The organism is Paenibacillus mucilaginosus 3016, from assembly GCF_000250655.1.
In the GTDB taxonomy this organism is placed as follows: Bacteria; Bacillota; Bacilli; order Paenibacillales; family NBRC-103111; genus Paenibacillus_G; species Paenibacillus_G mucilaginosus.
Map to the genome: position 1 here is coordinate 6,891,121 of NC_016935.1, position 21,980 is coordinate 6,913,100.

General features: G+C 58.0%; 17 protein-coding genes, 1 pseudogene and 1 riboswitch. Of the genes and pseudogenes, 8 read left to right on the forward strand and 10 right to left on the reverse strand.

Annotation, left to right across the window (positions count from 1 at the left end):
- Positions 1 to 100: 100 nt before the first annotated feature.
- Positions 101 to 292 (reverse strand): hypothetical protein, encoded by a 192-nt coding sequence (locus tag PM3016_RS28430; RefSeq protein WP_014371821.1) that lies wholly within the window; start codon positions 290 to 292, stop codon positions 101 to 103.
- A 411-nt stretch (positions 293 to 703) separates the two neighbouring features.
- On the opposite strand from PM3016_RS28430, the gene PM3016_RS28435 reads away from it, so the two are divergent.
- From PM3016_RS28435 to PM3016_RS28445, 3 genes are all read left to right on the forward strand, one after another.
- Positions 704 to 1,486, forward strand: a complete 783-nt coding sequence (locus PM3016_RS28435) for an amino acid ABC transporter substrate-binding protein (RefSeq protein WP_013919876.1) — start codon at positions 704 to 706, stop codon at positions 1,484 to 1,486.
- Positions 1,487 to 1,562: 76 nt separating this feature from the next.
- Entirely contained in the window at positions 1,563 to 2,222 is a 660-nt protein-coding gene (locus tag PM3016_RS28440; RefSeq protein WP_013919877.1) for an amino acid ABC transporter permease, read from the forward strand.
- 14 nt (positions 2,223 to 2,236) lie between these two features.
- Positions 2,237 to 2,983, forward strand: coding sequence for an amino acid ABC transporter ATP-binding protein (locus PM3016_RS28445; RefSeq protein WP_013919878.1), 747 nt, complete (start codon positions 2,237 to 2,239; stop codon positions 2,981 to 2,983).
- 100 nt (positions 2,984 to 3,083) lie between these two features.
- On the opposite strand, the pseudogene PM3016_RS28450 reads toward PM3016_RS28445, so the two are convergent.
- The 4 genes and pseudogenes from PM3016_RS28450 to PM3016_RS28465 all read right to left on the reverse strand — a co-directional run bounded on the left by PM3016_RS28450 (position 3,084) and on the right by PM3016_RS28465 (position 6,868).
- Positions 3,084 to 4,051 (reverse strand): annotated as a pseudogene (locus tag PM3016_RS28450) (alpha/beta hydrolase).
- A 108-nt stretch (positions 4,052 to 4,159) separates the two neighbouring features.
- On the reverse strand, positions 4,160 to 4,873 hold the full coding sequence (locus tag PM3016_RS28455; protein WP_014371823.1) for a gamma-glutamyl-gamma-aminobutyrate hydrolase family protein: 714 nt from the start codon (positions 4,871 to 4,873) through the stop codon (positions 4,160 to 4,162).
- 301 nt (positions 4,874 to 5,174) lie between these two features.
- Positions 5,175 to 5,498: a hypothetical protein gene (locus PM3016_RS28460; protein ID WP_014371824.1), complete on the reverse strand. Its 324-nt coding sequence runs from the start codon at positions 5,496 to 5,498 to the stop codon at positions 5,175 to 5,177.
- Positions 5,499 to 5,893: 395 nt separating this feature from the next.
- Positions 5,894 to 6,868, reverse strand: a complete 975-nt coding sequence (locus PM3016_RS28465; RefSeq protein WP_014371825.1) for an ROK family protein — start codon at positions 6,866 to 6,868, stop codon at positions 5,894 to 5,896.
- 230 nt (positions 6,869 to 7,098) lie between these two features.
- Between PM3016_RS28465 and PM3016_RS28470 the strand changes: the two genes are divergently transcribed.
- Positions 7,099 to 7,689, forward strand: a complete 591-nt coding sequence (locus PM3016_RS28470; protein ID WP_014371826.1) for a hypothetical protein — start codon at positions 7,099 to 7,101, stop codon at positions 7,687 to 7,689.
- Between the two features lie 217 nt (positions 7,690 to 7,906).
- On the opposite strand, the gene PM3016_RS28475 is transcribed toward PM3016_RS28470, so the two are convergent.
- Together PM3016_RS28475 and PM3016_RS28480 are read right to left on the reverse strand one after the other, a co-directional pair.
- Positions 7,907 to 8,731 (reverse strand): C40 family peptidase, encoded by an 825-nt coding sequence (locus PM3016_RS28475; RefSeq protein ID WP_014371827.1) that lies wholly within the window; start codon positions 8,729 to 8,731, stop codon positions 7,907 to 7,909.
- Between the two features lie 68 nt (positions 8,732 to 8,799).
- Positions 8,800 to 8,941: riboswitch (cyclic di-AMP (ydaO/yuaA leader) on the reverse strand.
- Positions 8,942 to 9,124: 183 nt separating this feature from the next.
- A complete protein-coding gene (locus tag PM3016_RS28480; RefSeq protein ID WP_014371828.1) occupies positions 9,125 to 11,662 on the reverse strand; it encodes a transglycosylase domain-containing protein in 2,538 nt (845 codons plus the stop codon).
- Between the two features lie 178 nt (positions 11,663 to 11,840).
- On the opposite strand from PM3016_RS28480, the gene PM3016_RS28485 reads away from it, so the two are divergent.
- Positions 11,841 to 13,073 (forward strand): acyl-CoA dehydrogenase family protein, encoded by a 1,233-nt coding sequence (locus PM3016_RS28485; RefSeq protein WP_014371829.1) that lies wholly within the window; start codon positions 11,841 to 11,843, stop codon positions 13,071 to 13,073.
- 686 nt (positions 13,074 to 13,759) lie between these two features.
- Here PM3016_RS28485 and PM3016_RS28490 read toward each other — a convergent pair.
- Positions 13,760 to 14,680, reverse strand: coding sequence for a pectinesterase family protein (locus PM3016_RS28490; protein ID WP_014371830.1), 921 nt, complete (start codon positions 14,678 to 14,680; stop codon positions 13,760 to 13,762).
- Positions 14,681 to 15,330: 650 nt separating this feature from the next.
- Positions 15,331 to 18,438, reverse strand: coding sequence for an efflux RND transporter permease subunit (locus tag PM3016_RS28500; RefSeq protein WP_014371832.1), 3,108 nt, complete (start codon positions 18,436 to 18,438; stop codon positions 15,331 to 15,333).
- A gap of 243 nt (positions 18,439 to 18,681) precedes the next feature.
- Here PM3016_RS28500 and PM3016_RS28505 point away from each other — a divergent pair, with 243 nt between their 5' ends.
- The 3 genes from PM3016_RS28505 to PM3016_RS28515 all read left to right on the forward strand — a co-directional run bounded on the left by PM3016_RS28505 (position 18,682) and on the right by PM3016_RS28515 (position 21,241).
- Positions 18,682 to 19,512 (forward strand): MerR family transcriptional regulator, encoded by an 831-nt coding sequence (locus tag PM3016_RS28505; RefSeq protein ID WP_014371833.1) that lies wholly within the window; start codon positions 18,682 to 18,684, stop codon positions 19,510 to 19,512.
- Between the two features lie 76 nt (positions 19,513 to 19,588).
- Entirely contained in the window at positions 19,589 to 20,611 is a 1,023-nt protein-coding gene (locus tag PM3016_RS28510; protein ID WP_014371834.1) for a serine hydrolase domain-containing protein, read from the forward strand.
- Between the two features lie 240 nt (positions 20,612 to 20,851).
- Positions 20,852 to 21,241 (forward strand): winged helix-turn-helix transcriptional regulator, encoded by a 390-nt coding sequence (locus tag PM3016_RS28515; RefSeq protein WP_013919894.1) that lies wholly within the window; start codon positions 20,852 to 20,854, stop codon positions 21,239 to 21,241.
- On the opposite strand, the gene PM3016_RS28520 is transcribed toward PM3016_RS28515, so the two are convergent.
- Positions 21,225 to 21,788: an NAD(P)H-dependent oxidoreductase gene (locus tag PM3016_RS28520; protein WP_014371835.1), complete on the reverse strand. Its 564-nt coding sequence runs from the start codon at positions 21,786 to 21,788 to the stop codon at positions 21,225 to 21,227. The two genes, PM3016_RS28515 and PM3016_RS28520, sit on opposite strands and share 17 nt — an antisense overlap.
- Between the last annotated feature and the right edge of the window lie 192 nt (positions 21,789 to 21,980).

Below are 21,980 nucleotides of genomic sequence, written 5' to 3' on the forward strand. Positions count from 1 at the left end.
AACCGCTTCTCCTTGGGCCTGTCCTACTGTCCTCCCACATGCAAACAAGCCTGATCACGCGGCACCGCCGCGTGATCAGGCTTTTCCTTTTTACCATACTTTAGAACGCCTTCTTGAGATTCAAGCCATGCAGCGAGGGCAGCACAACGACCTTCTCCTTGCCGGATACCAGCCCGAACACGCCTCTGTGCTTATACTTCTCCCGGTAGGTGTACACCCACATTTTCTTCGCTTCGTCGAAACCGAGATACTGCATGTACTGTATTCTCTGCCGCAAATCATGGACTGTCATGTCCTGTTCTCCCCCTTGGCTCGCTGTCTTGTTTGGCAGTCAAGTTAGCCTAACTCTATGAAGCTTGTCTTCTCTCCAATTTGATCTGGTACTACAAGATACGGGGCACCCTGCAGGTTTGTGGGGGCACGGAGGCGCTTTCTTTTTTTCCATTATTGCGCAGCCTTCGGCGGCCGATCCCAAGGCCTCTGCAATTAACCAGCGTACTTTCATGAGATCCTGCCCTGCCGCCCCCTTTCCTTTTCTATCCAGACCGGCCTCCCGCGAGGTGCCATTCTATTTGGAATTATTTTTCTTTTTGCGGGAGCCTCGACACAATTTGCTAGATTATGATATTATGGGATTCTTGATAAAGTGGTAACGCACTAAAGCAACGTTCAACAGGACAATTCATAAAAGGTGGTTTTTGTTGTGAAGAAACGTTTGGCAGCCATAGGACTCGTATTAACAGCCGCTTTCACCATTCTGACCGGATGCTCGGGGGACACCGGTGCCGCAGGCGGGGACAAGAAGCTTGTGGTCGGCATCGATGACAAGTTCGCTCCGATGGGCTTCCGCGATGAGAAGAACGAGATTGTCGGATTCGATATCGACTACGCGAAAGCGGCGGCCGAGAAGATGGGCACGGAGGTGGAATTCCAGCCGATCGACTGGAAGACGAAGGAATCCGAGCTGAACAGCGGACGGATCGACCTGATCTGGAACGGGTACACGATCACCGAGGAGCGCAAAGGCAAGGTTCTTTTCACGAAGCCTTACCTGAAGAACGCCCAGGTCGTGGTCACGCTGGCGAAGTCGAACCTGTCGAAGCTGGATGAACTCGAAGGCAAGACCGTCGGTCTGCAGTCCCTCTCTTCGGCAGCAGACGCGCTCAATGCCAGCCCGGTGAAGTCGAAGATCAAGACGGTCACCGAATATGCGGACAACGTTCTCGCCCTCAGCGACCTCAAGATCGGCCGCGTGGATGCAGTCGTCATCGACGAAGTCGTCGTGAAGTACTACATGGCGAAGGAGAAGGATACGTTCAAGCTGATGAGCGAATCCCTCGCTCCGGAAGAGTACGGCGTAGGCGTGAAGAAAGGCAACGAAGAGCTGCTTCAGAAGCTGCAGAAGGCGCTCGACGAGCTGAACCAGGACGGTACGGCCGCCAAGATTTCGCAGAAGTGGTTCGGCGAAGACAAGGTCCTGAAGTAGGACCGTAATTGAATCAAGTTCCGCAGAACGGATTTCTTCCCGGAAATCCGGTTTTGCGTTTTGGGGGAATTCTTTCATGTCCGCAGGAGATTATATCTCGATGATCAAGCCCATGCTCGAAGGGGCGCAGATGACGGTGCTGCTCTTCCTCATCGCCATCGCCGCTTCCATCCCGCTGGGCTTCGTACTCACTCTCGCTGTCAAAAGCAGCATCAAGCCGATATCCTGGCTTGCCCACAGCTACATCTATGTCATGCGCGGCACGCCGCTGCTGCTGCAGCTGCTCTTCATCTGCTTCGGGCTCCCGATGATTCCCGGGATCGGCGAATTCCTGGTGCTCGACCGTTTTGCCGCAGCGTGCCTCGGCTTCATCCTGAACTACGCGGCTTACTTCGCCGAGATCTTCCGCGGCGGCCTGCTCGCCATCGACAAGGGCCAGTATGAAGCCTCGCAGGTGCTGGGCTTAAGCAAATGGCAGACGACGACGCGTATCATTCTGCCGCAGATGTTCCGTGTTGCGCTGCCCTCGGTATCGAACGAATCGATCACGCTCGTCAAGGATACGGCCCTGCTCTACGCCGTCGCCGTTCCGGAGCTGCTGCACTACGCCCAGACGGTGGTCAACCGCGACTTTACGATCGTTCCGTTCTTCTTCGCCGGCGTGATCTATCTGATCATGACGCTTGCCCTGACCGCCTTCTTCAAGTGGCTGGAGCAGCGTTTCAAATTTGAATAAAAGGAATGGCGCACGTGGCTATCATTGAAGTATCCGGCCTCAAAAAATCATACGGCACGCTCGACGTGCTGAAGAGAATCACCTTCGACGTCAGCAAGAACGATGTCGTTGCGGTTATCGGTCCCTCCGGCTCCGGCAAGAGCACGATGCTGCGCTCGCTAGTGCACCTGGAGGAGGTCAACGGCGGCACGATCCGTGTAGCCGGCGAGGATCTCGTCCGGGACGGCGTCTACTCGAAGCCGCAGGAGATCAAGCGGATCACCGCCAAGATGGGCATGGTGTTCCAGCACTTCAACCTCTTCCCGCACCTGACCGTGCAGGAGAACCTCGAGCTCGCCCCGCGTCTGGTGAAGGGCGAGTCTTCCGAGGCCCTGCGCCGGCGCAGCAGCGAGCTGCTCGAGAAGGTGGGCCTCACCGGCCGCGCCGCGGCCTACCCGGCCAAGCTCTCCGGCGGCCAGAAGCAGCGCGTCGCCATCGCCCGCGCGCTGATGATGAACCCGGAGATCCTGCTGTTCGACGAGCCGACCTCGGCCCTCGACCCCGAGCTCACGGGCGAAGTGCTCCAGGTCATGAAGAGCCTCGCTGAGGAGCACATGACGATGATCGTCGTCACGCACGAGATGGGCTTCGCCCGGGAGGTCGCCAGCCGCGTCCTCTTCATGGACAACGGCGAGATCATCGAGTCCGGCCCGCCCGAGCAGCTCTTCGGCAGCCCGCAGCACGAGCGGACAAAGGCTTTCCTGGGCCGCAGCTATCAGTAGAACGACAAAAACCGCAGCCCCTTCTCTTCCGAGAGAGGCTGCGGTTTTTTGTGTCTGTCCGGGTGAGTGCGCTACTTCCAGAGAAGGGCGCGGCAGAGTCTCACTGCTCGCCCATCTTCTCCCCCAGCCCTTCGCGGAGCCAGGCTGTCGCAAGGGCGATCGCTCCGCGGGCAGCCGCGGTGTCCGCCAGGGCGTTCAGCATGACGAAGTCATGGATCGTGCCCTGGAAGCGGGCGGCCGTGACGCGCACACCGGCTTCGCGCAGCTTGTTCGCATAGGCTTCGCCTTCGTCGCGCAGCACATCGGCCTCCGCCGTAATGACCAGCGCGGGAGGCAGGCCCTCCAGCTGCTCGGTGGTCGCGCGCAGCGGGGACGCCGTAATCTCGGCGCGCTGCGCTTCGCTTTCCGTATACTGGTCCCAGAACCACTGCATCGCATCCCGGCGTAGGAAGTAGCCCTCGGCGAATTCGCGGTACGACTCCGTATCGAACGAGGCATCGGTGACGGGGTAGAACAGCAGCTGCTGGCGGATCGCCGGGCCTCCGCGCTCCTTGGCCATCAGGGTCACGGCGGCCGTCATGTTGCCTCCTACGCTGTCGCCCCCCACGCCAGTCGGTTGGGGTCAAGGCCCAGATCGCGCCCGTTCTTCGCCACCCAGTCGACGACGGCATAGACCTCCTCGATCGCCGTAGGATACTTCGCTTCCGGCGACAGGCTGTAGTTCGGGAACACGACGGCGGCCTGGGCGCCGACCGCCAGCTCACGGATCAGCCGGTCATGCGTGTGGGCATTGCCGAACACCCAGCCGGCTCCGTGAATGTACACGATGACCGGCAGCTGCTCAGGCGCGTTCACCGGCCTCAGGATATTCACGGACACCGTACCGCCGGGTCCCCCTTCGATCGTCCGCTCTTCGATATCGACCGGCAGCTTCGTGACTTCGCCGGACTGCACCTCGTCCACCTTGGCCCGTCCCTTCTCGGGCCCGAGATCAAACAAATACGGAGGCTTCGCCGTATCCTCTGCGAACTTCTGCGCTTTTGGTTCCAGCCGAACGTGCTTTGCCATGGTTATCTCTCCTTCACGGTTGGGTTCCCCTGCCATTTTTGCTTGGACGTAATGACATTACCCGCAAGCGGACAGGCTCTAATCAGCCGTGACGACGCATGGCCTCTCTTAACTCTTACAGCTGCTCACGAATTCCTCGAACAATCTGAAGTTATACGGGTCCGAAGTATAGCTGAATTCCGGATGCCACTGCACGGCCAAGACAAACTTCTTGTCCGGCATCCTCACCGCTTCGATCATGCCGTCCTCCGCTTTCGCTGCGGCAACCAATTGGGAGGACAACTGCTTGATGCCCTGATGGTGGTAGCTGTTCACTTCCATGGAGTCCGTTTGAAGCATCTCGTGAAGCGGGTCTCCCTTTTCTATGTATACTCTATGGACCGGTTGATCGTAGGGCGGCTGCTGCTGGTGATTGACCTGGATGTCCGATCCGAACTGCGTCGGAATATCCTGATAGAGCGTGCCGCCGAGCAAGGCATTGAACAACTGCAGTTCCCGGCAGATGCCGAAAGCGGGCTTGTCCATTGCCGTGACTTCCCGGAACAGCATTCTCTCCATTTCATCCCGCTCCCTGCACGGCTCGCCGCAGACCGGCTCGACCCGCTCTCCGTACAGCTCGGGATGCACATCATGCCCCCCTGTAAAAAGAAACCCGTCAAACGTATGGGCCATCGCCGTAATGACTTCCGGATCTGCCGTCAAAGGAAGCATGACAGGAATTCCCCCTGCAGCCTCAATGCCTTTCATGTAGCCTGGCAGCATCCAATAGCTCTCTTTTTCCTCATCGTATAACGGCAATACTCCGATCATGGGCTTTTTCATGCTGAGCGCCTCCCCCGAACTGCGGTATATTCTAGTGAATTTTTTATATCCCATTATATCCGATCTCCGGAGAATGGGGGGAATTTTGTTATAAAATTAAGAGGGAAAGACGGCTCCAGCGCCATACACATACGCCAAAAAGCCGCCCCCTGTTCATCATCGATGGATAGGGGACAGCCCGGAATCTGTATCGTCTTGCTACACGAATATATATTCGTATGTTATAGATATATTTTCCCTATCCTTGTGGAACCCGCAGAGCAGAATTTCCTTATCCGGTTAAGGGGCTTCGCTCGTGCGCTTAATACATTTCACCTTCATCTCCCTGCACGATAGCATGGAGTTCTGCCGCAATGGACTTCATTTTCATGATCACTTCATCCTCGCCATAAGAGCAGGAAAGTTTGCCTCTGGAATACATGAACGGGATCTCCTGATCCTCGGTTCTCCAGATAAAGAAGTCTCCTTTCAAGGTGACAGTGAAAGGCCCTGTTACGGTAACCTCATCTGAATATCGAAAGTCGCTTTGAGTAGAAAAATACGTCTTAAGCTCATCCAGTAAAATCGGCTGCTGCTTGCTGTCCGCCCAATGAGATGCTCTTGTTATATGGAGTTCATAGCTCATAGAATTCCTCCCCTTCGTCGTCATGGTACTAGTGTATTCTAGTACTGTTCAACTCGGCAAGCAGCAGGCTATGCTTAAAGCGTTAGATGCTGATCTGCACTTCAGACTTCATGGAAAAGGGGATTTTCTATGAGAATATTTTTTATTGGATTCATTCCAACTTTTCTACTAGCCGCAATCCTTTTTCTTGTGCTCATTATTCTCTTTGGAGATCCCAGTATAGGACCGGGTATGCGGGCCAGCACGCCCTCGGTAACCTCATTAAACAATAGGCTGCTCATCCTTAGCGTTCTAGTCTCAGCAATAGCGGTTTATACTAAACTGATAACGCATAGTAAACGTAAGCAAAATAGATAGGCTAATATGATCAAGTTCACTTTATACCTGCCCTTTCCTTACCACTTGCCCTCTACCCTCCTTGCGGCATAAACGGCGGCACCCAGCATCCCGGATCTGCCGCCCAATGCAGCCTGGACCACCTGACACGCTTCAGACGAAAGCTTTAACGCATGCTTCCGAATGGTATCGCGGACCGTACCGAGCAGTCGATCCCCCGCAGCTGACATCCCCCCGCCAATAATGACGAGTTCGGGATTCAAAAGGTTGATGAAGGTTGCAAGCCCAAAACCAAGCAGTCTGCCCGTCTCATGCATCACCTCGATGGCCAATGGATCTCCCAGATCGTACGCATCGGAAATCATTTTCGCAGTGATTTGCTGGGAATCGTTTTTTACCCAGCTGCGGATAAGACTCTCCCTGCCTTGATCAAGCTCCTCCGTGAACGTCCTGACCATGCCTGTGGCGGAGACATACCTGCCAAGACAGCCCGAGCTGCCGCAGCGGCACGGACGGCCCTCCCGGACCATGTTCATATGGCCGATCTCCCCGGCTGATGAAGTTTGGCCGTACAGCACTCTTCCGTCAGCCAAGATGCCCGAACCCAGCCCCGTCCCAAGTGTCAGCAGGACGATGTTCCTGCGGCCGACCCCAGCCCCGTGCAGCCATTCCCCGTAGAGATTGAGCCGGACATCATTATCGATAAATACCGGAAACGGGAACTCGCGCTGCATCTCCTTCACCACATGGATGTTCTCCCAATGCGGGAAATTCGGTGAAAAGATGGATATTCCCTCTCTCGGATCTAGCAGGCCCGGAATCCCCATTCCCATGCACAGCACCGAGTGCCGATCGATCCCCGACTCCAGCAGCATCGTTTTAATGATGATTTTGATTTTACCCAGCACATGAGCCGGTCCCAACCCGGCGTCTGTAGAATCACTTCGTTCGAGAATCGGTTCGAACTCCGAAGTAAAAACAGCCGATTTGATATTCGTCCCGCCCAAGTCGATCCCGATGATATATTTATCCATCCCGGTGTTCCCCCTCATCCCTTATCCCTGCACAGGTAGTGTACTTGATAGGCCCTGTGCCATTAATGGAATTATGGGTTGAGAACATGGAAATTTGTTAGATTGGATTACAATCGTTCGATTGGAAACAGGAATAGACCTTTTTCGGCAAAAAACGAAACCTAAGGAATGATTTGGGAGTATATTGGTACATACTCCCAAGCTGCTGCTGAAGAAAGGAAGTGCGCATCATGGAATCCCTTGCCACCGGATTCAAATTCATACTGCGCGGCATTGCGTTTCTGTTTTATTTTCCAGTCCACCTGTTCGTTAGTCTGCTCCGGTTCGTCTGGAAGAGGGTGCTGGCTCCGCCGCTGGCCCGGACCTGGAGACATATCGTCGTGCCGGCAACGGTCTTTATCGAAAACTATGTGCTGTCCCCGTTATGGCGGTATGCCCTGCTTTACCCGGCCCGGTGGATCTACGTGGAGCTGCTTGCCCCCTTCCTCCGTTTCATGTGGGATCGTGTACTGGTGCCGTTCCTCATCTTCCTGTGGGCCGGCATCGTGTTTCCGGTCTTCTACTTTATCGTTCATTATGTTCTTAAGTTCGTCTGGATCGTTGTCCTTGCCCCGCTGTACCGGCATGTCCTGATTCCTGTGCTGTTGTTCAGTGAAAAGGCGGCCAAATGGCTGTTCCGGGGAATCACCTGGCTTTGGATGCACGCCGTCTATCTCCCGGCCCGCCGGGTAGGGACTCGGCTTCTGCTTCCGCCAATCCGCTGGGTGCACACTGAATTGATCGTACCGGTGATTTGCTGGTTCCGCGTTTTATTTACATAGGTTCCAGTCCGTGGGGACCAATTACATAGCCTTACATAAAAAAAGATGAGCAGCTGCCGCGCAGTCTGCTCATTTTTCAGCTGCAGCCGAAATCTTTGCTTGATGATCCGGGGAATTTCACAAGCCCCTGCTGACAAAAAAGGACCCGCCTGCGGCGAGTCCTCTCCTGGTGTCCAGGCAAATGAAATTATAGATATAAGTGCTTCAACCAATGAAACTACACGCGCTTCGCTCCCACGTACCTTTTGCCCCAATAGCCCGTGGTGATGCTGGCTACGGAGACGCCCGAGGAGCTCGCTGCGGAAATAAACTGACCGTTGCCCACATAGATGCCTACATGCGATACTCGTCCGCTCTCTGCAAAGAAGACCAGATCGCCTGTCTGCAGGTCTGTCACTGCCGTGCCGGCCGATTGGTACATCTCGAGCGAGGTGCGCGGAAGCTGGGTGCCGAACTGTGCAAAGACGTAGCTTACATATCCGGAGCAGTCAAAGCCGCCGGGCGAGCTGCCGCCCCACACATAAGGCGTGCCCAAATATTTGTAGGCCGTTTGGATGATGGACGATTGCAGAGACTGCGTTTGCTGCGCCGGCTGTGCCTGGCTTTGGGCCGCTATCTGCGGCTTGTACCAGGCCGGGGCATGATACTGGCCGTCCTGGTTAATGATGGCGATGCGGTTAGCGGCATCCCACTGGATGCGGTAGCCGAAAGTTTCGGAGACGAAACGCAGAGGCAGGTACACGCTGCCGTTCAAGAATTGGACCGGCGATTCGAGCCGGACGGATTTGCCGTCCACTTCAGCCTTACTGCTGCCCGTCTGGAGGGCAATCGTTTGTTTGTTGTTCGTAAGGGTGACTTTGACGATCTCCCCATCTTTTTCCCACCCGATCTGATAACCGAGCTTCTCCGTCAGCGCACGCAGCGGAATCTGCATCTGGTTGGCGTCATCGATGAATGGCTGGGCCTCCGGGAAGGGGACGAGCGAGTCGTTAATTTGAACTTTGACATTGGCGGCCGCTTCGGCCGTCTGGGCATGAAGCATCCCCAGCACGCCTGCAGCTGAAAAAGCGCACGACAAAACAAGCTTGCGGTAAAAAACTACGATTCAACCTGAATTCCTCCTGCGGCCTCCGAGGTTAGTTGACGGATTCGGAAGAGGCTGCTCCCTAGTTCGATAAGACGAACATTCACCCCAAGTAAAGAATCCCCCGTACCAGATCTTTTGCTGAACTGGATTCGGCCTGTTTTTTTTATAAGACTAGCACAGCCTTTTTGCGATGATCAAACCATGAAACAGGGTTTTTCCTAATATCTTCCTTATATCGGCAAGTGTTTTGATTTCCGCCACAACTTTTACAAAAAATTCAAAAATTGAAATAGACCGCCTGCTCGAAGCTGGCGATCTATCTAACAGCTGAGATGGAACAAAAATCCGCTACGGTGTCGCGCCCGTGCCGGTACCTGCCGCCGTGCCTGCGGCTGCCTCCGGCGCCGGCGCATCCGCTTCGTCACCGCCCGGCTGCGTGCTGCTGCCGGCTCCGGTACCGCCGCCGGCCGTCTGCGGCGGCGGCTCGCTTCCGGCGGTGCTGCCGCTGCCGGCTGGAGGCGCGGTGCCCTCCGCCGTGCCGCCGCCCGTCCCGGCAGCCGGCCCGGCCTCGCCGGCGCCCGTGCCGTCGGCGCCCGTGCCGTCGGCGCCTGCACCCGCGGCCGTGTCCCCGCCGGCCGGAGGCGAAGCGCCCCCGGCTGCCGCCCCCTCCTTGGCAGCGGCAGTCCCTTCCGCCCCCGGCTGGCCGCCGGCCGGCTCCTTCGCCGCACCGCCTGCGGCCGCCGGCCGGGCTTCGCCTTTGGCCCCCGCCGCCTCAGGCGTCTGGGCCTGCGCACCGGCCGCAGCCGCAGCCGCGGCCTCCTGCGGCGCGGGAGCCGCTGCCGGAGCCGCCGGCGTCCCGGCGGCCTTGGCCGTCCCGCTCTCCCCGGTCCGCTCGGCATACTTCGGCGCGTTCTCGCCGTTAATCCGCTTGCGGCCTCCGGCGTAGGCGCGGTACTTTTCCGGCCTGGAGAAAGCCGTCACCGGAACATCCTTCAGCGCTCGGCTCACGACCTCCTTGAACAAGGATGCCGGATATTTGCCCCCCGTCGTGGTCAGGTAGTGGTCCTTGTTCGTCTTCTCGTAGCCGAGCCACACAGCCGCCACGAGCTCCGGCGTATAGCCGACGAACCAGGCATCCTTGGACCCGTCGATCTGGTTGCCCCAGCGGTCCTTGAATTCCGGCGTATCCGGCAGTTGGGTCGTCCCTGTCTTGCCGGCCACCGGCCTGTCCATCCTCGCACTGCGCCCGGTCCCTTCCGTGACGACCTTCTCGAGCATCTTCGTCATCGTGTAAGCCGCCCCCGGCTCCAGCATCGGCTCGAGCACCGGCTGCGTTTCCCGGCCGACCAGGTTGCCCTGGGCATCCGTGATCTTGCGGATCGCATACGCCTTAGCCAGATTGCCGTTGTTGGCAAACATGGTATAAGCCTGCGCCATCTGCAGCGGGGAGGTTCCTTTACTCATCCCGCCCAGCGCAATCCCGAGCGTACGGTCCGCTTCCTGCAGCGGCAGTCCGGCCTTCCGGCCGAACTCGAGCCCCTGGTCGATCCCGATCTCCTTCAGCAGGGCGACGGCCGGAATATTGTACGATTCGACCAGCGCCTCCTCCAGCGTAACCCAGCCGTGGAACTGCTTGCGGTAGTTCATCGGGGTATACCCGCCTCCAAAATCCGTCTCGGTATCGTAGATCTGGTCCCTCGGCCCAAACCCCGCAGCCAAGGCGGGAGCATAGACAAGCAGCGGCTTGAGGGTCGATCCCGGCTGGCGTTCATTCTGTGTGGCGTAGTTGAACTCCCGGAACTTCGGGTCCGGGTTGCGGGAGCCCACGATGCCCAGCACCGCGCCCGTCTGCGGTTCCATGAGCACAATCCCGCTCTGCAGCCCCCCTTTGTCCTCGGGGAAAAAGTCAGGGTTCCGGTACACCTCTTCCGCCGCTTGTTGCACCTTAGGATCGAGGTTCGTATGGATGTGGAGGCCGGAAGACAAAATCTGCTGCTCGGTCAGTCCATACTTCTGGGAGGCTTCGTTAATCACATGATCGATATAGGAGGGATAAATCTTGGCGGTCTGCTGGGCGGCGGGAGCAGCCAACCGGATCTCTTCTTTCATCGCCTCATCCCGCTGTGCCGGCGTGATTCTCCCCTGCTCGGCCATCAGCGACAGCACCAGATTGCGCCTCTCCTTAGACGCTTCGGGCTTCTTCACGGGCGAATAATTCGTCGGAGACTTCGGAATGCCGGCAAGCAGCGCGCTCTCCGCGAGGGTCAGCTGGGAAGCATCCTTGCCGAAATAGGTCTCGGCCGCACGCTGCAGCCCCCACGCCCCTTCCCCGAAATAAATGTAGTTAAGATACTTTTCGAGAATTTGGTCCTTGCTGTATGTATCTTCGATTTTCAGTGAGGCTACAGCCTCCTTCAGCTTCCTCCGGTACGTCTGCTCCGGGGTGAGCAGCATCGTTTTGGCCAGCTGCTGGGTGATCGTGCTGCCGCCCTCCACCGTATACCCGGACTTCAGGTTCTGGTAGAACGCGCGCGCAATCCCCTGGTAATCGAGCCCGTGATGCTCGTAGAACCGCGCATCCTCGACAGCCGTCACCGCATCGAGCATGATTTTCGGAAAATGGTTCAGCAGCATATATTCCATTCTGGCATTCGTCAGCTCGGTGATCACCGCGCCGCTGCGGTCATAGAAAAAGGTCGAACGGGCCGGCTCCTTGTCCAGCAGCGAAATGTCCGTACCTGCATACATCTGGCGGTAAGTCTGAATCCCCCAGCCAAGTCCGCCCAATCCGACAACAGCAAGCACCGATCCGAGCAGCAGCAGGATGATTTTGAAAGGAGACGCTTTTTTCTTAGGCTGCTGCTGTGTTTCATGTGAAGGCTCCATGCAATGATCCCCGCCCTTACCTTTTTTTCAGAGTTATTACCCCAAGATCGGCCAAGATAAACAAGCAGACGGGATCCGGGCCTGCACCGCCGCTTCTCTTCAAGTTATGGTAAAATGGTAGGCAAAACGGTGTCGGCCCCTCCAAGGGGACCGATTCTTCAGGCGGGGGGCCGCAGGGATGATTCAGGGACAGAACGGCTGGCCGGACCGGTGGGTCCGCAGCGAGAGGGAGGCGGCGATCGCCTCAAGATCGGAGCGCTTGGCGGCTGTATTCGCGGAGCGGGCGCCGAAGCATGACGAGGAAGGGAGCTTCCCTTTCGATAACTTCGCCGATCTCCGGGCGGACGGGTATCTCGCCCTTACGGTGCCCAGGGAATTCGGCGGCGAGGAAGCTTCCTTGTATGAGCTGGTGCTCGGCCAGGAGAGGCTGGCCCGGGGAGACGGCTCCACGGCGCTGGCGGTCGGCTGGCATCTCGTCCAGCTGTTTCATCTGCGCTATACGGGGTCCTGGCCCGAAGCGCTGTTCGCCTCCTTCTGCCGGGAGGTGGTCGAGCACGGCGCGCTCACCAACCTGCTGGCGACGGAGCCGTCGACCGGGTCGCCGAGCCGCGGAGGCAGACCCGCTACCACGGCGAGACGGACCGATGGCGGCTGGCTCCTTCACGGGCGCAAAACGTTCAGCACGTTAAGCCCCATCCTCCAGCAGTTTACCGTGACGGCTGCGGTGGAGGGCACGGAGGACACGGGCGAATTTTTCGTACGCCGCACGGCCGCCGTACGGGTGGAAGAGACATGGAACACGCTCGGCATGCGGGCCACCGGCAGTCACGATGTGGTCCTCGAGGGAGCCTTCGTCCCGGACGACGAAGTGATCCGCCTCACGTCCGGGGTGAGGCATCCGGCGGAAGAAGACACCGGCTGGCTCCTCCATATTCCGGCCTGCTATCTCGGGATCGCCTGGGCGGCCCGGGACTGGGCGCTGGATTATGCGCTCACCTATGCTCCGAACAGCCTGAACGGGCCGATCTCCGAGCTGCCGCATATCCGGCGCCAGATCGGAGAGATGGAGGCCGAATGGATGACCGCGCGCACGCTTCTCTACACGGCCGCCGACCGCTGGGACGCCGATCCGGACGGGCGGCTTTCGATGAAGGGCGAAATCGCGCTCGCCAAGTACACGGCCGTGAACGCCGCGCAGCGGATCGTCGACCTGGCGATGCGGATCGTCGGCGGAGCCAGCCTCTCGCGCCGCTGCCCGCTCGAGCGGCTCTACCGCGACGTCCGCGCCGGGCTGCACAACCCGCCGATGGACGATATCGTCATCGCGGGGCTGGCCGCCCGGGCTCTCGCGGAGCGGGAGCAGCGCGTGCGGCAGCCGGGCGGGGCGCAGGCGGCGGGTCCGCTGAGCTGACCGCCGGGACGCCGGTCCGGACGCATGCCAAAAAAGCCCCTCATTCCGATTCACTGGAATGAGGGGCTTCTTCATGCCGAGGCGGGGAGTCTGAGGCCGATGTTTGAAGGAACTCGATCGGCGCCCATCCGAATAGAGGAACTACGATGCGTTATTTGCCTATTTTCCACCGCCCCGCAGCAAATAACGGAACTCAGATGCCTTATCTGGCCCCTTGACTTGGAATCGAGTCCCGATTCCGGCGAATAGCGCATCTGAGTTCCTCTATCTTGCTTAGGCGCATGAATTATGAGCAAATAACGAACCTCAGTTCCTTTATTTCTCGCTGCGTCGCCAAGGAGGCTGCTGCCCATGCGCTGCACGGTTGTACTCCGGCAAAGAACGAAGGTTCGGGATGCTGCAAAGGTACCGTGACATCCAGCTCCCCTTCTGGCAGTTCCGCGCAGTCCACTGCCGCACCTCTGCCGCTGCCGGGCCTCCACCTGTCGTGCCCACAGTGAACACCCAACACGCCCGCAGCACGCCGCTCCTTCTTACTGCCGCGACTCCTGCACCGCCGCCGGGTTCCACCCGTCGTGCCCACCGTGCACACCCAGCGCGCACGCAGCACACCGCTCCCGCCTGCTGCCCCTCTTGCTCCGCCACCGGGTTCTACCCGCCGCGCACACCCAACACGCCGCTCCTGCTTACTGCCGCGACTCCTGCGCCGCCGCCGGGTTCCACCCGTCGTGCCCGCCCAGCACGCGCTGCACATCAAGCGCCCGCGCCTGCGCCTCCGGCAGGGCTGCGGCCCAGGGCACCCGCGCTGCTGGAGCCGCTCCCGGTCCGGTGCTGCCGTACTCCCCATAGCGGGAGGTCCGCTCATTGTCCGGATTGCTCCAGTTGTCCCATCCGGCCGGATGAATATGCGGCCCCATCCAGGTATCGATGAAGACCGTATGCGCCGCAGGGCGCCACGGCCGGCCCAGGTAGACGGAGGCTTCTTCGGCAGCGCCGGTCAGTCTGCAGCCGCGGAACACATAGCCAAGCTCGGTGCGCTCTGCCGTTGAAGCCGCGGTGACATAGCCTGCGCGCAGGCTGTGGATCTCACACGACTCGAAGAAGACCGTCGCCGAGCCGAATATATAATCGACATGCCCCTCGATGTAGCAGTCCTCAAAATACTGCCGCCCCCGGCTCGTATAGAGCGTATCCTGGTGGCCGATCAGACGGACCCTCCGGTACACCTGCCGGTCGCCAGCCGTGTACAGGGCAACCGCCTGGCCGATCTCCGGCCCGTACCCTGCGGTATTCTGTACCGTCAGGTTTTCCATGCGGAAGTCATCCGCCTCCACTTTGAGCGTGGCCGTACGGAAGGTCGCAATCTCCCGGCCGCGCTCATCCGTCATCTTCGCATAGTCGCCCCAGGCGATGACCGTCCCCTCCGCACTTTCCCCGATCAGTGTAATATCGGGCTTGTTATCGGGCACCACGAGCTTCTCCCGATAGATCCCGTTCTTCACATAGATCGTCACCGGCTCCAGCGGAAGCACGCGGACCGCTTCGATGGCGTCCCCAATGCTGCGGTAATCCCCCTGCCCATCCTGCGATACGGTAATCTGCCTCATCTCTTCTCCATCTCCCTTTCCTCCACGCCTTCTGTCCTCCATTATAAACCTGCGACCGCTCCGGCTTCTCCCCCATCTCTTGTCCCGTTCGGCCGGAATTGAATCTGCTTGTCTGCTGACACTGTATTATAATATTCATCTCATAAACTCATTTATTTGTTGTATTTTTATATAATATATAATACAATATGTTCAATCCAATAACTGTACTATTATATTCCTAAAAACCAAGGAGGCCATCCCTATGCACCCTCGTATCAAAGAAAATCAACCTTCCTTTAGCCTTAATTCATCCAAGTCCTGCACCCAATGCGGCGAGGCGATGGAAGAGCTGTTCGACTGTCATATCAGCACGTGTTCTACTTGCAGAGGGTACACCTTCTATGACATCAAGCCGTCCGGTTTCGCCCCTCTGAAGCCGCCGGTCTCCTCCTAAGACACGGGCGTACTGCCACTGCCTTCCCGGCTGCCGGGGTATGACAGCCACTTGAACCCCTATCGATCTTGAGCAAAAAAAACAGCATGCGCCGCGAAGAACAATCCCCTTCGCACGCTTGCTGTTTTTATGTGCTTCCCCCATGGAGCAGGTCGGCGGCAAAGCCCGGCGGCTCTTGCTCCCGGCAGCCGTACCCACCTGACCGCTCCCCGGCTTAAGGCTGCGCCGCCGGCGTTACCTTGGCCGCACCGGCCGCAGCCTCTTTCTTCCGGAACACCCGCGCCTTGACGCGCTCGATAATCTCATACACGACCGGCACGACCAGCAGCGTAAGCAGCGTCGAGGTCGTGAGGCCGCCGATGACGACGACGGCAAGGCCCTTGGAGATGATCGTGCCCTTGGACAGGCCGAGGGCCAGCGGCATCAGGGCGATGACCGTCGCTCCCGCGGTCATGATGATCGGACGCAGGCGGGTGTGAGCCGCCGTGATGAGCGCTTCGCGTACCGGCATGCCCGCCTCCCGCAGCTGCTGCACCCGGTCGATCAGCACGATCGCATTGGTGACGACGACCCCGATCAGCATCATGAACCCGATGAGCGACGTCAGGTTGAGCGACTCGCCCGTCAGCAGCAGCCCGAGCATCCCGCCGATCGCCGCAAGCGGCAGGGAGAAAAGAATCGCGAACGGGGCGCTGGCATTCCCGAACGCAAGGACCATGACCAGGTAGACGATGAAGACGGAGGCCCCCATGGCCATGAACATGTTCTTGAATTCCCGGTCGATATCTTCGGCGACGCCCTTCACTTCCGGATTCACGCCCGGAGGCAGCTCCAGGGCGCCGAGCATCTCCGTCGCTTTGGCGGTAACCCCCGCCTTATCCTTGGACTCGATCTTCGCGGTTACCCGGACGTACTGCTCCTGGTTGTCGCGCGGGATCGAAGCGGGTCCTTCGGTCTGGCGGAGCTTCGCCACCTCGTTCAGCCGGATGGTCTGCCCTGTCGGGGTCGGGATGAGCAGCGAGCCGATCTTTTCTACCGAATTCTTGAAGTCGTTATCGAGCGAGATCTTCGTGGTCAGCGTGATGTTGTCGAACTTGAGATCCCCGATCTCCTCTTCGCCCAGCCAGGAGTACAGGTTCTCGATGATCTCTCCGGAGGAGAGGTCGTACATCCGGGCTTTGTTCTGGTCGACGGCAATCTCCACTTCCTTCTTGGACTCCTCCAGGCTGTCCTTCACATCCTGGAATTCCGGAATCTCCTTCATCTTCGCCTTCACCATCTCCGCGCCCTGGATCAGCGTGTTCACATCATCGCCGCGCAGCATATAAGAGAAGTCGGTTCCGCTTCCCCCTCCTCCGCCGCCTACGCTGACAATGCTTCCTCCCACCTCCGACCCCTGCGGCAGCATCGCCGTCACTTGGGTCTTCATGTCCTCAAGCAGCGACTTGGCGTTCGTGCCCGCGGAGGCTTCGGCGTTGATCTGGCTGCGGTAAGCCACCCGGTCATTGCCCCCGCCGTAGCCGATAAGCGACTGGACATAGGTGAAGGCGGGCTGCCCGGCAGCGTTCTTCGCTTCCCGCATCATCGCCTCGATCTCCAGCATCTTCTGATCGTTCGAGCCGATCGAGGTTTCCCGCGGCATCTTGAGCCACAGCGAGATCTTCCGGTCCGAATCGCTCGACGGCATGAACTCGAACGGCACGAAAGGAACCGTGCCGCCCATCGCCGCCACGAAGACGAGCAGCGCCAGGAGCATCGTCTTGATGCGGTGCTTCAGCGACCATCTCAGCATCCGCAGGTAGGCTCCGGCCATCGGGCCGACATGGGTTTCATCATGGACCTTGAGGTTCTTGGAACGCAGCACGAGCAGCTTCGCCAGCATCGGAATGACGGTGACCGCCACGAGCAGCGACGAGAGCAGCGCGGCGGACAGCGTAATGGCGAACGGGCGGAACATGTCGCCGAGCTGTCCGCCGACGAAGGCGATCGGCGCGAATACGCCTACCGTCGTCAGCGTTGACGAGGTGATGGCCGAGGCCACCTGGGCGGTCGCCATACGGATGACCGATTCGCCGCGCTCGTGCGTTTTGACCAGCTCGCTGTAGATATTCTCGATGACGACGATACTGTCGTCGACCACCCGGCCGACCGCGATCGCCATGCCCCCGAGGGTCATGATGTTCAGCGAGATATCCAGCGGCGCCATGATCAGCAGCGTCACGAGGATCGATAAGGGGATCGAGACCAGGACGATGAAGGTCATGCGGACATTCCGCAGGAAAATGAGGATCATGACGGAAGCGAGGATGGCGCCGAGCCCCCCTTCCTTGACCATGCCGTTGATGGATTCCTTGACGGTGTCCGAGTTCTTCTCGACGGAGGTGAATTCGATGTTCGGGTACTTCGCCTTCCAGGAAGCGATCAGGGCATCCGCCTCCGCCGTGAACTCCACCGAGTTCGTGCCCGTCGTCTTATACAGGATGACGCCGATCGCCGGCTGGCCGTTCATCCGGGAGAAGAACTTGGATTCCGTGACCGCCTCCACCTTCACGAGGTTCTTGAGGAGCAGCGACTCCCCCGTCGACGTCTTGATTTTCATATTCTCCAGGCTGTAGATCGAGTTCAGGTCGCTCTTCACGCGCACCATCTGGTCGATGCCCTGAATGTCGGCCGAGCCCACCGGGCTCGTCAGAATGGCCGACTGGATGCGCCGGGACACCTCCGCCGGCGTCAGGCCGTATGCGTTGATCGCACTGCCGTCCAGCTTCAGGTCCAGCACCGCTTCCTGGTTCCCGATCGAGTCGATATGGTCGATCCCCTGGATCGAATTGAAGCCAGGCAGGATGACGTCCTTGTAGATTTTGTCGAGCTCCTGCTGGTTCATGCCGTTCTCTCCGTACACGGCCAGGGTGTATTCGGGAATCGCCGACATGCCGAAGGTCGATACCTTGGGCTTCTCGACCCCCTTCGGAAGCTTGACGTTCGCGATCAGTCCCTCGACGTCCCGCTTGGCGTCATCGGTGTTGCTGCCGTGCTCGAGCTCAATCTCCAGAGAGGAGTACCCGTCAGCGGACACGGATTTGAGCGACTTGATCTTCTCGAGACCGGCCACCGCTTTCTCCAGCGGCTTCGTAATGCTGTCGAGAATGTCCTTCGGCGGTGCATTATATTGGGTGGTGACGACGACGTACGGAATCGACACCTCCGGGTAGAGTTCCGCCTTCAGCATCGTTGCCGCATAAGTGCCGCCGCCGAACAGCAGCACGATAATGATCAATACCGCAGCTACGTTTTTCATCGAAAAATGAGTTAAAAAGTTCATTGCTACGCTCCTTTGGTGGGTGTGCTAAAGTGTTAGACGACACCCGCCGCATTTCCCCTCCACTTTTCCATGGAATTTACTGTATCTTTATATTTATTTTTCCTCCCGAACAGGAAGCCTTATAATCCTGAGTTGACTTTGCCCTTAGGGCAAGGTGTATACAAGAATAGAACCAAGCTTGGTTCCCTGCATAGGCATGTTCGTTCATAGGCAGTTCATTAACAAAGTGAATGGAGGGACATCTTGCTCTCGATTGGGGAATTCTCGAAGATCTGCGGAGTCTCTGCTAAGACACTTCGGTATTACGATGAAATGGGATTGATTCATCCGGATGAGATTAACCCGGAGAACGGGTACCGGTACTATGCGATCGGACAGCTGAAAAAGATGCTCTTCATCAACCGTCTGAAATCCTATCAGTTCTCTCTGGAAGAAATTAAAAGCGTGCTGGAGCGGGAAGAGGTTCAAGCGGAAGAGCAGCTCTATTATGCGCTTACCCGCAAGAGAAAGGAGCTCCGGGAGAAGCTGAACGGCTTGGAATGCACCCTCCATCAGATCAGCAGGGATATTGGCCGTATGGAGGAGAACATCCCTCTGATGTCCTACCTGGACCATATCGAAGTGCAGCTTGTTGCGGCGAAGCCGGTCCGTATGCTTTCTACGCGCCGGATGATGAGCAGGGAGGACTATGCAGGGGGATATGAAACGTTCTTCAGCAGGCTGTATGAAAGAATTGCCGTGGAAAAGCTCACGCTGGCGGGTACGCCCTTGACGATGTATCACAGCCCTGAATACGATCCGGCCGGCAATGACACTGAGTTTGCCATCCCGATTGAGGAGCATGTTCAGGGGACGAGAGTGCTGCCCGGCGGCCTCTGTGCACAGGCCGTTCACAAAGGCGCCTATTCCGGATTAACGTCGGTGTATGCCAGGCTGAGGGAATGGGTCGAACTGGAAGGCTATGAAATGGCGGACTCGCCGTATGAAGTCTATGTCACCGCCCCCCATCAAACCGCCGCTCCGGAGGATCTGGTTACCGAGGTGTATTTTCCGGTGAAGAAAACGTCCATCTGAACATGTCCAATGGGAGGTTCATCACAATGGGAGGTTTATCATAATGAGAGGTTCGATCACAATGGGAGGTTCGATCATGAACAGAAACGATGCACACGCGGCGGAGTGGCAGGCCGCGGATCCGGCAGCCTTGAATATGGACCCCGACAAGCTCGCCGGGCTTGATCTTCTGATCCCCTCCGAGTACGGCAATATCCATGGCATAGTGATTGTAAAAAATGGATATATAGCTTATGAACGGTATGATCACGGCTGTGGCCCGGAGGATGCGCATCATATGACATCAGTGACCAAGAGCATCCTGTCCGCCCTCATCGGTATGGCCATCGATGACGGATCGATCCAACATGTGGACCAGAAGGTGCTGGATTTTTTCCCCGAGTATGTTCCGGATGCTGCGGATGAGCTGAAACGGGACATCACGCTGCGCCACCTTCTCACGATGACGGCTCCCTATCCGTTCGAAGAATGGCACGAACCGCTGGAGCAGATGTGCAGACAGCCGGACTGGGTGAAGTATGCTCTGGATCTGCTGGGCCGCGGAGGAAGGATCGGGGCCTTCCAGTACTCCACCGCCGGGGCGCACCTGCTGTCAGCCATCATCTCCCGCAGCACAGGAAGAAGTGCCCGCGAGTTCGCCAATGAACGCTTATTTCACCCCCTGGGCATGAGGAGCATCCCCGATTACGACATGAAGTCATTCGGATTTGATGATTTATTCGGGCACGGGGTCAGAGGATGGGTGAAGGACCCCGGCCATCACTCCGCGGGAGGATGGGGACTTACGCTTACTCCGCGGGATATGGCGCGCTTTGGTCTTCTCTATCTGAACCGCGGCATGTGGAACCATCGTCAAGTCATTCCGGAGACCTGGATTGCCGAATCCACAGCGCCGAATCCCAATAACTACGGCTACCTCTGGTGGCTGCATGAAGAAAACGGCATGAGGGCCTACTCGGCCTTGGGTGACGGCGGGAATCTCATTTGCTGCGTTCCGGAGAAAAACCTCGTCGCCGCCATAGCCTCCGCATTCATCCCTCATTCCCGCGACCGCTGGACATTGATGAAGGAGCACATCCTCCCGGCTGCATTAGACTAAGCTTCGTGCCACCGGGTCCGGAGCTGGAGCAGGCTCTCCTTTGATGATAGTTCAAAGAAAAAGGGCGCCCTCCCCGGCGCCCTTTCCTCCAGCCGCTTTGGGCTGCACCCGTCCTCCGCACTCCCTGCCCCGGCCGAGACCTCCCGCTCTTCTGCTGCCATTTACATTCCCTCCCTAAGATTGGCATAATGATAAGGCAGCGTATCCTTTATCTGCCTGCCCAAAGGAGGGAATAAACTCATGCGCGATACTGAAACCTGTGTTCCGACCGGCGTAAAGCTCCCAGACACCGGCTTTGGATACACGCTGTCCTTAATCGGCGGCAAATATAAAATGATCATCCTGTATTGGCTGTCTGAGAATAAAGTGATGCGGTTCAATGAGCTGAAGCGGTCGATCGGCACCATTTCCTTCAAATCGCTGAGCGTCATGTTAAAAGAGCTCGAGGCCGACGGCCTGATCCTGCGCCGGGAATTCCCGCAGATCCCCCCGAAGGTCGAATATTCCTTGTCCGAACGCGGCCTGTCTCTCCTTCCGGTGCTGCATATGATGTGCGAATGGGGGGAGAAGAACGGTTTGCCGGCTTCGGGCGATGCGGAGCGTCCGCTGCCCGCTACAGGCTATCAATGAAGCGCAAATAAGCTTGTGCGCTCTGGTCTAACAAGCCCTCCGGCGTCTCTATCCCGGTACCGGGTTCATTCGCGCCGGGCTTCTCTTCGGTGCCGTAGAAGGCAAAGAACGAACGATAGTCCGCACCGCAGTAAAGGAAGGTCGTTTCAAAAGGAGCCAGCAGCTGCCCGAGGGTATAGCGGTATCTGCCCTCCTCCCTGTAATCTTCTTTTTTAATTCCGGCGGATACCGCCAGCGCCGCTTTGCGGTTCTTTAATTTATCGCCTTTGGAGCCGTACGCCCAGCCATAGGCCAACACTTCGTCAAGCCATGTTTTGAGAAGCGGCGGACAGTTGAACCAATATACAGGGAACTGCAGCACCAGATTACCATGAGCTTCAACCAGTTGCTGCTCCTGGGCTGCATTGATGATCCCGTCGGGATAAGTCTTGTGCAGCTCGTGCACCGTATACTTGTCCGGATGCTTGCGGAGTTCTTCTATCCACCGCTTGTTGATGACGGACGTTTCCAGGTTTGGGTGGGTAACGATTACCAGCGTTTTCTTCACGATGTGGTCCTCCCTCATATCTTTATTTCTGTTTTGAGTATAAAGACTGCGCCGCGAAGAGGTAAGTACGCACTTTTGGTTCAGGTACTTACCTTAGGGAGAGTGTCCTGTTCAAAAAAAGGACTGTTCCGTAAGTCATCCCCGATGACTTACGGAACAGTCCTTCCGGGCGGCCCACAGGCACGCCCCTTT